Genomic DNA, 14,729 nt, shown 5'->3' on the forward strand with positions numbered 1-14,729 from the left:
CTCCGGGGTGTCCGGCCGGTCCAGGGGCCTCCGCGAGACCGCGGGGGCCTCGTTGGTGCACGCCTGGGCCTCGGTGGTTCACGCCCGCTCGCGTCCGATATGGTCTCGGGCGGCCCTCCGGCCGATTCCCGACGACGCAGGAGACACACGTGACTGAGTACGACCCCTCGGCAGCATCGGCACCCGGGCCCGGCGGCCCGGCCGGCCCCGGCCAGCCGCAGGGCCGGCCGGCCGACTACGACCAGGGCGATGGGCAGCCGGGCTACGGGCAACAGGGCTACGGACAGCCTGCGTCGGGCCAGGCCCCCGGCGGTTACGGCCAGCCGGGCTACGGTCAGCCGGCGGCCGGCCCGGCTCCCGGCGGATACGGCGCACCGGGCCAGCAGTTCGCCCCGCAGTCCTCCGGCGGCAACATCTTCGCCGCCCTGTTCTCCGGCGACTTCTCCCGCTCGGCCGTGGCGCGGTTCGCCTCGACGGTCTTCTACATCGGCGTCGCCGTCCTCGCGATCGAGTGGCTCGCCCAGCTCTTCACGCTCACCGCCGGTCGCGGCGACGTGCCCGCGGGGATCTGGGTGGCGTGGGTGCTCAGCCTGCTCGTCGTCGTGCTCAAGATCGCGCTGCTGCGCGGTTTCATCGAGATCGTCGTCGCCGTGACGCGCGGTGGCGACCGCCGATAGGTCAGTGGACCGGGCCGGCCGGCCCGGGGCTCGTCGGCGGGCGGGGAGCACGGCTGCATGCCGGTTCCCCGCCCGCCGTCGTCCCCGGGCACCCGGCGCACGGAGGACAATGGCTGTCATGCCTCGCCTGACGATTCCCGTGCGCCTGCGCTGGTCGGACATCGACGCCTACCGGCACGTCAACAACGCCCGGATGCTCGGCATCCTCGAGGAGTGCCGCATCCAGGCGTTCTGGGCGTCCGTCCCCGGGGACCCGGCGGGCCCACCCGCCGAGGCACCGGCGACCTCGGGCCCGACCATGTCCGCCCTCCAGGCGGCCGCCGACGCGCCGGGCACCAAGGTCCTCGCGACCGGCCCGGGCTCCGGCACCAACACCTACATCGCCCGCCAGGAGATCGAGTACCTGGCGCCCGTCCCGTACTCCCTCGAGCCGCTGCAGGTCGAGCTGTGGATCTCGCACCTGGGTGGCGCGTCGATCGACGTCTGCTACGAGATCCCCGGACCGGACGGACCGGCCGCTCGCGCGACGACCACGCTGGTCCTCGTCGACGAGGAGACCGGCCGTCCGCGCAGGCTCACCGCGGACGAGCGTTCGGTCTGGTCCGAGTTCATGGATCCTCCGATACGTTTCCGGCGCCGGGACCGAGACACGTCCGACGCTGCCTCGGCGACCGCCCAGGACGGCGCCTGAACCGCCTCATCGGGTCGGCTCACCGCAGGGACGGCCGGCGCCACTCCCCGTCCGGACCGGAGGCAGCCAGCGGCGGGTCGGGGTCGGGCACCCGGACCATGCCCTCCTGGCCGATCGACGAGACGAGCGCGCCGGACCGGTCGTAGACCTCGGCCGTGCCGAGCCCACGCCCACCCTGCGCGGACGGCGAGCGCTGGACGAACAGCAGCCACTCGTCGACCCGGACCTCGCGGTGCCACCACATCGAGTGGTCCAGGGACGCCATCGACAGTCCCTCCGAGCGCCACGCCAGCCCCTGTCGGCGCAGGACAGGCTCGAGCATCACCTGGTCGCACGCGTAGGCGAGCAGGGCGCGGTGCAGGAGCTGGCTGGTGCTCTCCGGGAGCGGGGTGCGGGCCCGCATCCACAGCATCTGCCGCTCGGCCCGGTCCGGGTCGGGCCCGAGGTAGAGGTTGCCACCCACGTGGCGGATGTCGAACGCCGCCGTCGAGGACATGAAGCGCGCCACCGGATGGTCGACGGACTCGAACAGGTCGATGGCGCTCGGCAGAGTCTCCGGGTCCGGTGCCTGCGGCGCGGGGTCGTGGTGGTCGAGGCCCGGCTGGGACTTCTGGTACGAGGAGATGATCGACAGGATCGGCTTGCCGTGCTGGAACGCGTGCGTGCGCCGCGTGGAGAAGGACCGACCGTCGTGGAGCTGCTCGACGGCGAGGGTCACCCCGTCCTGAGAACGGCCCGGCCGCAGGAAGTACCCGTGCGCGGAGTGGAGGTACCGCGGGCCGTCGTCGGTGAGCGTGTCGTCCGCGGCGAGCAGGGCCTGCGCGAGGACCTGACCGCCGTAGATCCGTCCGGACAGCTGGGGCAGGGAGCCGCCCGCGAACGAGTCCGGGCCGGTGCGCTCGAGCCGCAGCGAGTCCAGGATCTGCCGCATCTGCGCCGAGTCGCTGTCCGGGACGTCGAGCACGCCGTGCCGGGCTCCCGGCGGCGGGGGCACGGACGGCACGCCGACCCGGGACGGGGCGTCGCCGCTCACGGCCGCGGCTCGAGCGTGTTGATCATGGCGTCGGCCGCGCGCACGAAGTAGTCCCACATGGCGCGGTCGGCCTCCGGGTCGAGAGCGACGTCGTCGAGGGCTGCGCGCATGTGCGTGAGCCAGCGGTCCCGGGCGTCCGGCGTCACCCGGAACGGCTGGTGCCGCATCCGCAACCTCGGGTGCCCGCGCTGCTCCTGGTAGGTCGTCGGTCCGCCCCAGTACTGCTCGAGGAACATGCGCAGCCGTTCCTCGCCGCCGTCGAGGTCGCCCTCGTACATCGGGGCGAGGACCTCGTCGGTCGCGACGCCCTCGTAGAACCTCCTGGTCAGGCGCTCGAACGTGTCGTGGCCGCCGAGGCGGGCGTACAGCTCCGCGCGCTGGGTCGTCTGGCTCGGCCGGTCGCTCGTCGTCATCGCACCATTGTCACCCGCACGACCGGTGCGGCACCACGGCGCCACCTCGCGTCGTCCGCGGCCGTGCTCTGGCAGGATCGGGGGGTCCCGAACGATCAGCAGGCCGGCCAGCGCGGGCCACGGATAAGGAGCTCAATGTCGGACGCCGGCGACGCCGAGACACCCTCGAAGGCCCTCGCGCGTCTGGCGGACCTCAAGGGGGTCGCCACCGAGTTCTGGGACTTCCACGGGAAGCACCGGACGATCAGCGCCGCCACGATCCGGGCGGCGCTCCGGGCGCTGGGAGTGCCCGCCGACTCCGACGACGACGTGAGCGCCTCGCTGGCCGAGCACGACCTGGCCCCCTGGCGCGAGACCCTGCCGGACTCGGTGGTCGTCCGGCGCGGGCGCGAGTCCCGCCTGCCCGTCTACGTGCCGCTCGGCTCGGAGGTCCGCGTCGAGATCCACCTCGAGGACGGTGGCAGCTGGCAGCTCGCGGCCGCGTCCGAGCCGCCCGAGATGCGCGAGGTCGACGGGCGCACGCACACCCGGATCGAGTTCGTGGTCCCGGCCGACCTCCCGCTCGGCTGGCACACCGTCGTCGCCGAGCCGGCGGGCGCCCGCCGCCGACGCGCGCCGATCGCCGTCACGCCGGACCGCCTCGAGCTTCCCGAGCTCGAGGGGGGCCGCGGGTGGGGCCTCGCCGCGCAGCTGTACTCCGTGCGCTCGCGCCGCTCGTGGGGACTCGGCGACGCCGCCGACCTCGCCGAGCTGGCCGCGATCGCCGGCAGCTCCGGTGCGGACTTCGTCCTCATCAACCCCCTGCACGCGGCGCAGCCGGTGGCGGGGATGACGACGTCGCCGTACCTGCCGGTCACCCGCCGGTTCGTCAACCCGATCTACCTGCGGCCCGAGGAGATCCACGAGGCGGCCTACCTCTCGGGCCCCCAGCGCTCGCTCGTGCAGTGGGCGGCGGACGAGGTGCGGCCGCTGAACGAGACCAACGAGCCGCTGGACCGCGACGCCGTCTGGGCCGCCAAGCTCCAGGCCCTCGAGGTGATCTTCGCGGCCGGCCGGACCGCGGCCAGGCAGCAGGCGTTCGAGAGGTTCCGGGCCACCGAGGGGGAGGGGCTGCAGGACTTCGCCCTGTGGTGCGCGCTGATCGAGGACCAGGCCGGCCGGCCGTGGCCCGTCGAGCTCACCGATCCCGCGAGCCCCCAGGTCGCGCTCAAGAGGTCCGAGCTCGCCGACCGCGTGGAGTTCTTCGCCTGGCTGCAGTGGGTGCTCGACGACCAGCTCGCCGCGGCCCAGCGCGCCGCGAAGGACTCAGGGATGGCGCTCGGGATCATGCACGATCTCGCGGTCGGCGTCGACTCCCAGGGCGCCGAGCGCTGGTCCGGCCAGGAGGTGTTCGCCGCCGGCATCGAGGTCGGGGCGCCGCCGGACATGTACAACCAGCAGGGGCAGAACTGGTCGCAGCCGCCGTGGCGACCGGACGCCCTGGCGCGCACGGCCTACGCCCCCCTGCGCCAGATGCTGCGCACCGTGCTGCGGCACGCGGGTGCGATCCGGGTCGACCACGTCGCCGGCCTGTTCCGCCTGTGGTGGATCCCGGCCGACGGCGGCGCCGACCAGGGCACGTACGTCAGCTACGACCACGAGGCGATGGTCGGCGTCATGCTGCTCGAGGCGCACCGCGCGGGCGCGGTCGTCATCGGGGAGGACCTGGGGACCGTCGAGCCCTGGGTGCGCGACTACCTCGAGGAGCGCGGCGTGCTCGGCACGCAGGTGTTCTGGTTCGAGAAGGACGACGACGGACGGCCCAGGCGGCCCGAGGAGTACCGACGGCTCGCGCTCGCGACGGTCGACACGCACGACCTCCCGCCGGTGGCCGGCTACCTGGCCGACGAGCACGTGGACCTGCGCGAGCGCCTCGGCCTGCTGGTCGAGCCCGTGGAGAAGGTGCGCGCCGAGTCGGCCCTCGAGCGGCGCCGCGCCGTCGAGCGGCTGCGCGAGCTCGGGCTCGTGGGGGCGGACCCCTCAGAGCGCGAGATCCTCGAGGCGCTGCACGCCTACGTCGCGGCCACCCCGAGCTACCTGGTCGGTGTCTCGCTCGTGGACGCGGTCGGGGAGCGGCGCGCGCAGAACCAGCCGGGCACGCACACCGAGTACCCGAACTGGAAGGTGCCGCTCGCCGACGGTACCGAGCAGGTGGTCCTCCTCGACGACCTGCACGCCCACCCGCGGGTCCGTTCGCTCGTGCGGACCGTCAACGAGGCGATGGGGCGCGCCACCGACTGATCTGTCCCCGGCAGGCCCCGCAGGCCCGCCCGCCACCCGTGAGATCGGGGGAAGATTCACGAGTGCGGGGGAAACAACCCCTAATCTCGAGCTCTTCCCCCGATCTCACCGAGTTGAGAATGGCGACCGGCCACCCGGCCACCCCCGGGTCAGGCGGGCAGCAGTGTGCTGGTGGCGACAAGCTCGCGGAGCTGCGAGACCTGCTCGGCCCGCTCACTCAGCGTCCCGCGTCGACCGCCTGGGCGCGCACGGCACGCTCGGCCGTGTCGAGCCGCTCGGCCACGAGCCGGCGCAGCGCGGCGGGGGCCTCCGCGTGCGCGTCCAGCCAGGCCCGGGTCTCGGTCACGACGTCGACGCCCGCCTCTGCGGACCGGCCCGCCAGGGCGGCCGGGAACGCGTAGGTGACCACGTTCTGCGCCATCTCGTTGGTCTGCTCCGCCCACACGCGCGTGAGGGAGTCGAGGTAGGGCCGCACGAACGGCGCGAGCACCGCCGGGTCGCGGACGTCGGCGAACCCGAGCGCGGCGTACCGCTGCTGCGTGTTCGGCAGGTTGGCCGCCGCCACGACGTTGTCCCACACCCACTGCTTGGCCTCGGCCGTGGGGCGTGCGGACCGCACCCAGACGGCGTGCTCCCGGCCGGTCGCGGACGGGTCGGCGTCGAGGGCCGCCGTCACGTCGTCCTCGGTGAGGGCGCCGGCCAGCGCGAGCCCGCGCAGGACCTCCCACCGCTGCTGCGGGTCGACCTCCTGGCCCGGCAGCGGGCCGCTGCCGTCGATCCACCCGCGCACGGTGGCGACCTGCTCGTCGGTGACGGCGAGCTGGGCGGCGGCGCGGGAGAGCTGGAGCTGGGCGTCCGAACCGGGATCGGCGCCCGTGGCCAGCGCCACGAGGTCGTCCGCGACGGCCGCGCGCACCCGGTCCCGGGTGGCGGGGTCGGAGTACCGCTCGACGGCGGTGCGCACGTTGGCAAGCAGCACCCGCATCGCGGTGGGCTGGGTCTCGGAGGCCAGGGCCCGCAGCGCGAGGTCGAGGTAGCGGCTCGCGGCCCACTGGCCGTCACGGGTCATGTCCCAGGCGGAGGCGAGCACGAGGGTGCGGGGCATGGCCTCGGCGAAGGCGTCGACGTGGCGGGTCGCGGAGGCGAGCGAGCGGTCGTCGAGCCGGACCTTGGCGTAGGTGAGGTCCTCGTCGTTGACGAGCAGCACCGCCGGCCACGGGCGGCCGACGAGCGTGGGCAGCTCGGTGCGCTCGCCGTCGACGTCGACCTCGTCGGACCAGCTGCGCACGAGCCGGTCGCCGTCGAGGTCGTAGCCGGCGACGGCGAGCCGGTGCGGGCGCTGCACGGGATGAGCCTCGGGCACGGTCTGCACGACGGCGGCGGAGGCGATCCGTTCGACGCTGTCGTCGCCGGTCTCCGTCGTGACCTCCGGGACGAGCGTGGTGACGCCGGCGGACTCCAGCCACACCGTCGACCACGAGCGCAGGTCGCGGCCGGAGGCCGCCTCGAGCTCGACGAGCAGGTCGGAGAGCTCGGTGTTGCCAAACGCGTGCGTGGCGAAGTAGCGGCGCAGGCCCGTGAGGAAGGCGTCCCTCCCGACGAACGTCACGAGCTGGGTGAGCACCGAGGAGCCCTTGGCGTAGGTGATGCCGTCGAAGTTGACCTCGACGTCCTCGAGGTCCTCGATCGACGCGACGATCGGGTGCGTGGTCGGCAGCTGGTCCTGGTCCAGCGCCCACGCCTTCTCCAGCGACGTGAACGTCACCCACGCGTCGTCGATCCCCAGCCCCTCGGCGGCGGACAGGTGGGAGGCGTACTCGGCGAACGACTCGTTGAGCCAGAGGTCGTTCCACCAGCGCATGGTCACCAGGTCGCCGAACCACATGTGGGCGAGCTCGTGGAGGATCGTGATGACGCGGCGCTCCCGCACGGCACCGGAGACCGGGCCGCGGAAGACGTAGTTCTCCAGGTAGGTGACCAGCCCGACGTTCTCCATGGCGCCCGCGTTGAACTCCGGGACGAAGACCTGGTCGTACTTCGTGAACGGGTAGGGCCGGTCGAAGGCCTCCTCGTAGAAGGCGAAGCCCTGGCGGGTGACGTCCATGATCGTCTCGGCGTCGAGGTGCTCGGCGATCGAGGCGCGGGCGTAGACGCCCAGGGGGATGGTGCGGCCGTCGCTGGAGGTGAGCTCGCCGGTGGTCCCCGCGTAGGGGCCGGCGACGATCGCCGTGAGGTAGGTCGAGATGCGGGCGGTGGGGGCGAAGGTCCAGGTCCGCGCACCGGCCCCGTCGACCTCGCCGGCCTGCGCGGCCGCGTCCGTGACCTCGGCGGCCGCCTCGTTGGAGAAGACCGTCCACTGGGCCGGAGCCGTGACGACGAAGGAGAACTCGGCCTTGAGGTCGGGCTGCTCGAAGCAGGCGAAGACGCGCCGGGCGTCGGCGACCTCGAACTGCGAGTAGAGGTACACCTTCTCGTCGACCGGGTCGACGAAGCGGTGCAGCCCCTCGCCGGTGGTCATGTACGCGCCCTCGGCCTCCACGACGAGCTCGTTGGTCTGCGCGAGGCCGGACAGGGCGATGCGCGAGTCGGCGAAGGCGGAGGTGTCGACGTCGGCGCCGTTGAGGGTGATCCGGTGGACCGCGGGAGCGATGAGGTCGACGAACGTCGAGGATCCGGGCGTCGCCGTGAAGGTGAGTGTCGTCGTCGAGCCGAACACCTCTGGCCCCCGGGTGAGGTCGAGCTCGACCCGGTAGGTCTGCGTGGCGACGAGGGAGGCGCGCTCGGCGGCCTCCGCCCGGGTGAGGTTCTCTGCGGGCACGGGGGCTCCTGGGGCTCGAGGATGACGCACCGGGACCGCCGTGGTCCCGGCCGGGCGCGTCGCGCCACCAGGCAGCGTAACGGTGCCGTGACCGCTGCGACGCTCGAGCCGACCGGCGGTGCTCCCGCCCCGCTGCGGTACCACGTGTGACGATGGGGTCATGTCGGACTCCGCCTCCTTCCAGCCGAACGACGTCGACCTGTTCTTCGACCCGCACTGCCCGTGGGCGTGGATGACCTCCCGCTGGCTCACCGAGGTCGCCGAGGTCCGCGGCCTCAACCTCCACCTGCACCTCATGCCGCTCGTCATCATCAACGAGGGCAAGGACGTCCCCGAGGAGTACCGGGCGGGGCTCGAGAGGCAGTGGGGGGTCGTGCGCATCTTCCAGGCCGCCAAGGAGCGCCTGACCGACGAGCAGTTCGCGGCGCTCTACACCGCCGTCGGCACGCGGTTCCACCCGGCCGGCCGCACGGACGAGGGCTCGGGGGTCGTCGCTGAGGCGCTCGCCGAGCTCGACCTGCCGGCCGACCTCCTCGACGCCGCCGACGACACCTCGCTGGACGCCGCCTTCCGCGCCACGACCCAGGCCGCGCAGGACCTCGTGGGTGACGACGTGGGCGTGCCCGTCATCAGGTACGGCGACTCCGCGTTCTTCGGCCCCGTCGTCACGCCCGCCCCGACCGGCGACGACGCCCTACGGCTGTGGGACGGCTTCGCCCTGGTGGTCTCCGTCCCCGGCATGTACGAGCTCAAGCGCAGCCGCACCTCGGGCCCGATCTTCTCCTGACCCCGCCGGCGGCCCCACCCCCGGGGCCGTCGACGCGTCCTTCCTCGTCCCCACCTCCGAAGGAGTCCCCATGCGACACGGTCGCAGCATCGGCGTCGGCGCGACGCTCGCCCTGGCGGCGGCGCTCGCCGCCTGCAGCCCGGTCGAGAGCCTCGACGACGAGGAGACCACCGAGGCCGAGGAGTCACCGTCCGGGTCCGCCTCCGAGCAGCCCACCGCCGGCGAGGAGAGCGAGGAGTCCACCACGGACGGGACCGACGACCCGGAGGCGCCGAGCGCGGCCGACGACGGGCCTGCCGACCCGGAGGAGGAGACGGACGAGTCCGAGGAGGAGCCCACCTCCGACGGTGCCGAGGAGGAGGCTCCGCCGCTCGACGGCGAGCAGCTGACCGTCGAGCACGACGCCGGGACGGTGAGCTACACGCTCCCCGAGGAGTGGAACGACCTGTCGTTCGCCTACGAGGGGCACCCGACGATCGTCATGGGCGCCGCCCCGCTGGCGACCGCCGCCAACGGCACCCAGGTGACGCTCACCGCCATCGAGGGCGGCGCAGGTTCGTACGAGGCCTACCGGGAGGCGCTCGAGCAGCAGCGTCCACCGGACGCCGAGATGACGGACGCCGATCCGCTGACCGTCGACGGCGCCACCGTCGAGGGGCTGCGGGTCGAGATGTCGACCCCGACGGGCGGGTTCGTCCAGTACACCTACCCGATCTTCGAGGGCGGCTACCAGTGGGAGCTGCAGTTCGCGATGGACGCCGCCGACGAGGAGGGGGACCTGCCGGGCATGCGGCAGGTCGCCGGGTCGATCACCATCGAGTGAGGCAGGTCCGGCGTCGAGTGAGGTTGGCCGGCGCCGGGCCGACGGGTAGCCCTACCTGGTCAGACATCCCCATGACGGCGATACAGGGGACGGCCGTCGGCGGTTTAGCGTGAAGGCATGAACAGGCGAACTGTTACCCCCCGTCACGCAGCCACTGCCAGCCTCGCCCTCGCCGCCGCGCTCACGCTCGCGGCGTGCGGCGGCGACGACACCATCGCTCCCTCGCCCGACGACGACACCACGACGACGGAGCCCGCGGAGCCGTCCGAGGACGAGCCCACCGACGACGACACGGACGAGGCGCCGTCCGACGACGCGGACGACGACGCGGCCGAGGAGCCCGGCGACGACGGCGCTGACGACGGCACGGACGAGGCGCCCTCCGACGACGCGGACGACGACGCGGCCGAGCAGCCCGGCGACGACGACGCTGACGACGGCGCGGCCGCCTCGGGCGAGTTCCCCCAGGTCGAGGTCTCCTGGCCCTCGGAGTGGGTCGACATGTCCGACCAGGTGCCCGCGCAGCCGGGCCTCGAGGTGCAGGTGCACGGCGAGCCGAACCCGGACGGCTTCTCGATGAACGGCGTCGTCACCACGTACCCGGCGGGCACCGCCCCCGAGGGCGCGACCTACGGCGACCTGCTCGTCGAGGAGCTCGGCGGCGACTCCGGCCAGCTGGCCGAGGTCGGCGAGCGCGAGATCGACGGCCACACCGCGATGGGCTACCAGCAGGACGCGTCCGAGGCCGGCGAGACCTTCCGTCAGCGCCTGTACGGCGTGGTGCTCGAGGACGGCAGCATCGTCGAGTTCGTGCTCTCGGCCGAGGTCGACCAGATCACCGAGGGTATGGAGCTGTTCGAGACGGTGCTCGACTCCGCCGTCATCGGCTGACCTCCGACCCGACCGACGACCGGACCTGAGGCCCGGGACCGAGCAGCTCGGTCCCGGGCCTCAGGCCGTCCCGGGCACCGCCCTGCGCCCCTGCCACCAGGGCGGGAATCACCGGCGGGGTCGTCTCCGCGAGGGGCGACGACTGCGATACTTGTGGCATGCAGACACCTTCGCCCTCGCGCCTGGCCGCGACCGCGTCATTGACCCTCGCCTCCGCCCTGGTCCTTGCCGCATGCGGCGGGGGCGACGACGACAGCTCGCAGATCGCGCCGTCGCCCGACGACACCCCCGCACCGGCCGAGACGTCCGAGCCGGCCGAGGAGGAGCCCGACGACTCGTCGGAGTCCTCCGAGCCGGCCGAGGAGGGACCCTCCCAGGACGCGTCCGACGCCCCCACGGACGAACCCGCCGACGACCCCACGGACGAACCCACCGACGACCCCGCCGGGGCCCCGGGCGGCGTGCCCCAGGTCGAGGTGGCCTGGCCCGAGGACTGGACCGACCTCTCCTCGGACCTCGGCGGGAGCGTCCCGCCGACCTACGACCTGCAGGCCTACGGCATCCCGAACCCGGCCGGCTTCTCGACCAACGTCGTGGTCGTCGCCTACCCGCCGGGCACGGCGACCGGCGGCTCCTACGACGAGATGGTCGAGGCGCAGGGGCTCGCGCCCGACGAGCTCCGCGCGGTGCCGGACCGGGAGATCGGCGGCCACCCGGCGACGGGGTACTCGACCGACGCGAGCGGCGGTGGCCTGACCTACCGCCAGCAGATGCACGGCGTGGTCCTCGAGGACGGCAGTGCGGTCGAGGTCGTCTACTCCGCCGACGTCGAGGAGTTCGACGAGCACGTGGGGACGTTCGAGGCGATCCTCGACTCGATCGTCATCGGCGGCTGAGATCTCCTCGGGCAGCGGGTCCGGCGTGGTGACACCGGGCCCGTTGTGAACGTCTGACCTGGTGCGGCGCCGCGTGCCGCACTCGATGTTCACCCTCGGCGAAGAGAGCCGTGGAACGGTGCGGGAGCGCCGATCTACGGCGCCCCGTCCCGCCTGCGTGCGGGCTTTCTCACGCGAGGCAGAGGTGCGGGCGGGCGCCGGTGGTGCAACTGTGGTGGCGATGAGAATCCGACCGACGAGCTCCCGGGCGGCCGCGGCACTGGCCGTGACCGTCGGTTCGCTCACGCTCGCCGCCTGCGGCGGGGGCGACGACGAGTCGGAGACGTCCGGGCAGGAGACACCGTCCGACGAGACCGCGACCGATGCCGAGTCCGCGTCGGAGAGCGAGACGGAGACCGAGGAGCCGTTCGACGGCCCCGCGGTCGACATCACGTGGCCCGACGAGTGGGAGGACCTCGCCCCTTACATCTCGACGACCCCCGAGGGCGCCGAGGTCCAGGCGTACGGGGACCCGACCACGGAGTACGCGACGTCCGTCGTCGTCATGTCGTTCGGTGAGAGCACGGTCGACGGGCGGTCCTACACCGAGATCCTCGAGGAGCAGGGGACCGATCTCGCCGAGCTCCTCGAGCTGCCCGCACGGGACGTCGACGGGACGACGGTCACCCCGTACGAGCGCGTCACCGAGGCCGACACCGGGCCGGTCGTCCAGCACCTCTACCCCGTCGAGCTCGACGACGGCGGCCTCGTCGAGATCACGCTCGTGGCCGAGCAGACCACGTTCGCCGGCCTCATCCCCGTCTTCGAGGAGATTCTCGACTCCGTCGTCATCGACTGAGCGAGCAAGCACGTGGGGAACGCCTCACGGGGACATGTCCCCGTCGAACCTCCCCGCTCAGACCAGACCCCTACTGGAAAGTGGTTCGCATGAACATCACGCACACACCTGTCCGTCGTTCGCTCGTCGCGGCTGTCGCGCTCGGCGCGGGCCTCACGCTCGCCGCCTGCGGCGGGGGCGACGACGAGGAGTCGACGACCACCGAGGAGGCTCCGCCCGCCGAGGAGGAGCCCGAGGCGCCCTCCGAGGACGAGGAGACCGAGTCCGACGACTCGGGCCTCGGCGGCGAGACCGAGTCGGACGACGCCGCGGGCCTGCCCGGCGAGTCCGAGAGCGAGGCCGGCTCGGACGGCGCTGCCGGCGGCGAGTCGGGCAGCGACGCCGCGGGCGAGGAGCGCATCGAGATCACCTGGCCCGAGGGCTGGGAGGACCTGACCGAGGTCACCGAGATGCCGACGCCCGACGGCGTCGAGGAGATGCACGCCTACGGGCTCACCGACTCCGAGACCTTCGCGACCAACGTGACGGTCATCCGGTACGCCGAGGGCATCATGGGCGAGGGCTCCTACATCGAGCTGCTCGAGCAGAGCGGCCAGGACACGTCGTCCTTCACCGAGATCGAGCCGCGCGACATCGACGGTAACGAGGCCGAGGGCCTGGAGTTCGAGCAGGACCCGGGCACCGGCCCGATCCTGCAGCGCGCCTACGGCGTGCAGCTCGACGACGGCTCGTTCGTCGAGGTCGTCCTGTCCTCCTCCGCCGAGGAGTTCGAGACCCACGAGGCCGACTTCGAGTCGATCCTGGACTCCATCACCATCAACTGACCCCTCCGCGGACGGTCCTGACGGACCGTTCCACGGCTCCACGACGGCGTCGCCCACCTCGGGCGGCGCCGTCGTCGTGCGTGGCGGGTGCCTCCACGCGCGCCCCGATCCCCGTCCGCGCGGCATGTCAGCGACAGTGGAAGGCATGAACATCACGCACGCACCTGTCCGTCGTTCGCTCGTCGCGGCTGTCGCGCTCGGCGCGGGCCTCACGCTCGCCGCCTGCGGCGGGGGCGACGACGAGGAGTCCCCGGCCACCATGGACGCTCCGGCAGAGGCTCCCAGCGGTGGCGACGAGACCGGGTCGGACGAACCCGGCGTCGGCGAGAGCCCGTCGGAGTCCGGCTCGGACGATGCCGCGGGCGCCCCCGGCGGTGGCGAGTCGGAGAGCGAGGCCGGCTCGGCCGGTCCCGGCCCCGGCCCCGGCGGCGAGTCGGAGAGCGGTGCCGCGGGCGAGGAGCGCATCGAGATCACCTGGCCCGAGGGCTGGGAGGACCTGCAGGCGGACGCGGCCGGTCCGCTGCCGCAGGGAGTCGCGGAGATGCACTCGTACGCGCTCGACCCGGCGGAGCCGTTCCCGACCGGGGCATCGGTCACCCGCTACGCGCCCGGCACCATCGGTGACGGCTCGTACATCGAGCTGCTCGAGCAGAGCGGCCAGGACACCTCGGAGCTCACCGAGATCGAGCCGCGGGACATCGCCGGGCACGACGCCGAGGGCCTGGAGTTCGAGCAGGACCCGGGCGAGGGGGAGATGCGTCAGCGCGCCTACGGCTTCCCGCTCGACGACGGCTCGTTCGTCGAGGTCTCCCTCCAGGCACCGGTGGAGCAGTTCGACACCCACGAGGCCGACTTCGAGTCGATCCTCGACTCCATCACCATCAGCTGACCCGCAGATGCGCGGCCCTTGGGGGCCGCCGCGCGGATACTCGACGGCGTCGCCCACCGCGGGCGGCGCCGTCGCCACGCCTGTGGACGACGGACGGTCGGAGACGGAGCTGTGGACGAGGCTCCGTATCGCGCATGCGGCGGGGCAACGCTGTCGGCATGCGCACAGTCACACGCCCCGAGTCCCGCCCGACCGTCCGCCCCGCCGCACTGACCGCCTGTGCCGGTGCGGTGCTGCTCGTCCTCACTGCCTGCGGCACCGGAGAGCTGGCTCGTCCCGTCTCGGAGCCGCTGCAGCTCGCCGCCGAGTCGGCCTCCGCCGGCGCAGCGTCGGACGGGTCCGACGGCTCCGGCGCGACCGCTGCCGCAGAGCAGCCGTCAGCCCCGTCCGCCCCGGCCGACCCCGACCCCGCCCCTGGCCCCGAACCCGACCCCGCCGACGTGCCCGAGGACGCGGTCACCCTTGACATCACCTGGCCGCAGGCCTGGGCGGAGCAGCCGGCGGCCGCGGAGTCCCTTCCGCCCGGCTCGCTGGCCATGGCCACGGTGACGGAGAGCGGGACCATCGCCGCCGCGACGGTCGTGCTCCAGGAGGACCCGGCCGGGACGACCGACTGGGCGGCCGTGCTCGTGGGGCGCGGGGCCGACCCGGCCAGCGTCGTCGAGGGCGAGGCGCGCACCGTCTCCGGTGCTCCGGCCACCCGGTGGGAGGCCCGCAGCACGTCGGGCGAGTGGGACACGATCGCCTACCCGGTCCCCGGGCCGGACGGCCTCGTCGCGCTCTTCTCGTTCGTCGTCACCGCCGACCGGGCCGACGAGGTCGAGGACGACATCGCGTCCGTCCTCGACTCCGTCGAGCTCGGTTGACGA

The 14,729-nt window shown here is 73.3% G+C and carries 14 protein-coding genes; 11 read left to right on the top strand and 3 right to left on the bottom strand.

The window, feature by feature from the left end:
• Positions 1 to 149: 149 nt before the first annotated feature.
• Complete coding sequence (locus tag AC24HA_RS07500) at positions 150 to 677, top strand: DUF4282 domain-containing protein (RefSeq protein WP_425708533.1); 528 nt, start codon at positions 150 to 152, stop codon at positions 675 to 677.
• A 118-nt stretch (positions 678 to 795) separates the two neighbouring features.
• Complete coding sequence (locus AC24HA_RS07505) at positions 796 to 1,368, top strand: acyl-CoA thioesterase (RefSeq protein ID WP_425708532.1); 573 nt, start codon at positions 796 to 798, stop codon at positions 1,366 to 1,368.
• A gap of 19 nt (positions 1,369 to 1,387) precedes the next feature.
• On the opposite strand, the gene AC24HA_RS07510 is transcribed toward AC24HA_RS07505, so the two are convergent.
• Both AC24HA_RS07510 and AC24HA_RS07515 read right to left on the bottom strand, forming a co-directional pair.
• Positions 1,388 to 2,299 (bottom strand): acyl-CoA thioesterase, encoded by a 912-nt coding sequence (locus tag AC24HA_RS07510; protein ID WP_463648213.1) that lies wholly within the window; start codon positions 2,297 to 2,299, stop codon positions 1,388 to 1,390.
• A 98-nt stretch (positions 2,300 to 2,397) separates the two neighbouring features.
• The gene (locus AC24HA_RS07515; protein WP_425708530.1) at positions 2,398 to 2,814 is read right to left on the bottom strand and encodes a globin; all 417 of its coding nucleotides are present in this window, start codon (positions 2,812 to 2,814) and stop codon (positions 2,398 to 2,400) included.
• 135 nt (positions 2,815 to 2,949) lie between these two features.
• Here AC24HA_RS07515 and malQ point away from each other — a divergent pair, with 135 nt between their 5' ends.
• Positions 2,950 to 5,094 (top strand): 4-alpha-glucanotransferase, encoded by a 2,145-nt coding sequence (gene malQ, locus AC24HA_RS07520; RefSeq protein ID WP_425708529.1) that lies wholly within the window; start codon positions 2,950 to 2,952, stop codon positions 5,092 to 5,094.
• 217 nt (positions 5,095 to 5,311) lie between these two features.
• Here malQ and pepN read toward each other — a convergent pair whose 3' ends face one another.
• Positions 5,312 to 7,912, bottom strand: coding sequence for an aminopeptidase N (gene pepN / locus AC24HA_RS07525; protein ID WP_425708528.1), 2,601 nt, complete (start codon positions 7,910 to 7,912; stop codon positions 5,312 to 5,314).
• Between the two features lie 160 nt (positions 7,913 to 8,072).
• Here pepN and AC24HA_RS07530 point away from each other — a divergent pair, with 160 nt between their 5' ends.
• The 8 genes from AC24HA_RS07530 (at position 8,073) to AC24HA_RS07565 (ending at position 14,726) form a co-directional block, all read left to right on the top strand.
• Entirely contained in the window at positions 8,073 to 8,699 is a 627-nt protein-coding gene (locus AC24HA_RS07530) for a mycothiol-dependent nitroreductase Rv2466c family protein (protein ID WP_425708527.1), read from the top strand.
• Positions 8,700 to 8,769: 70 nt separating this feature from the next.
• Positions 8,770 to 9,522 (top strand): hypothetical protein, encoded by a 753-nt coding sequence (locus AC24HA_RS07535; protein WP_425708526.1) that lies wholly within the window; start codon positions 8,770 to 8,772, stop codon positions 9,520 to 9,522.
• Between the two features lie 117 nt (positions 9,523 to 9,639).
• Complete coding sequence (locus AC24HA_RS07540; protein ID WP_425708525.1) at positions 9,640 to 10,413, top strand: hypothetical protein; 774 nt, start codon at positions 9,640 to 9,642, stop codon at positions 10,411 to 10,413.
• A gap of 158 nt (positions 10,414 to 10,571) precedes the next feature.
• Entirely contained in the window at positions 10,572 to 11,309 is a 738-nt protein-coding gene (locus tag AC24HA_RS07545; protein WP_425708524.1) for a hypothetical protein, read from the top strand.
• Between the two features lie 220 nt (positions 11,310 to 11,529).
• Entirely contained in the window at positions 11,530 to 12,147 is a 618-nt protein-coding gene (locus AC24HA_RS07550) for a hypothetical protein (RefSeq protein WP_425708523.1), read from the top strand.
• 89 nt (positions 12,148 to 12,236) lie between these two features.
• Positions 12,237 to 12,971: a hypothetical protein gene (locus AC24HA_RS07555; protein WP_425708522.1), complete on the top strand. Its 735-nt coding sequence runs from the start codon at positions 12,237 to 12,239 to the stop codon at positions 12,969 to 12,971.
• Positions 12,972 to 13,116: 145 nt separating this feature from the next.
• On the top strand, positions 13,117 to 13,860 hold the full coding sequence (locus AC24HA_RS07560; RefSeq protein WP_425708521.1) for a hypothetical protein: 744 nt from the start codon (positions 13,117 to 13,119) through the stop codon (positions 13,858 to 13,860).
• Positions 13,861 to 14,018: 158 nt separating this feature from the next.
• Positions 14,019 to 14,726, top strand: coding sequence for a hypothetical protein (locus tag AC24HA_RS07565; RefSeq protein ID WP_425708520.1), 708 nt, complete (start codon positions 14,019 to 14,021; stop codon positions 14,724 to 14,726).
• The last annotated feature ends 3 nt before the right edge of the window (positions 14,727 to 14,729 follow it).

Source organism: Georgenia sp. Z1491 (genome assembly GCF_057652395.1).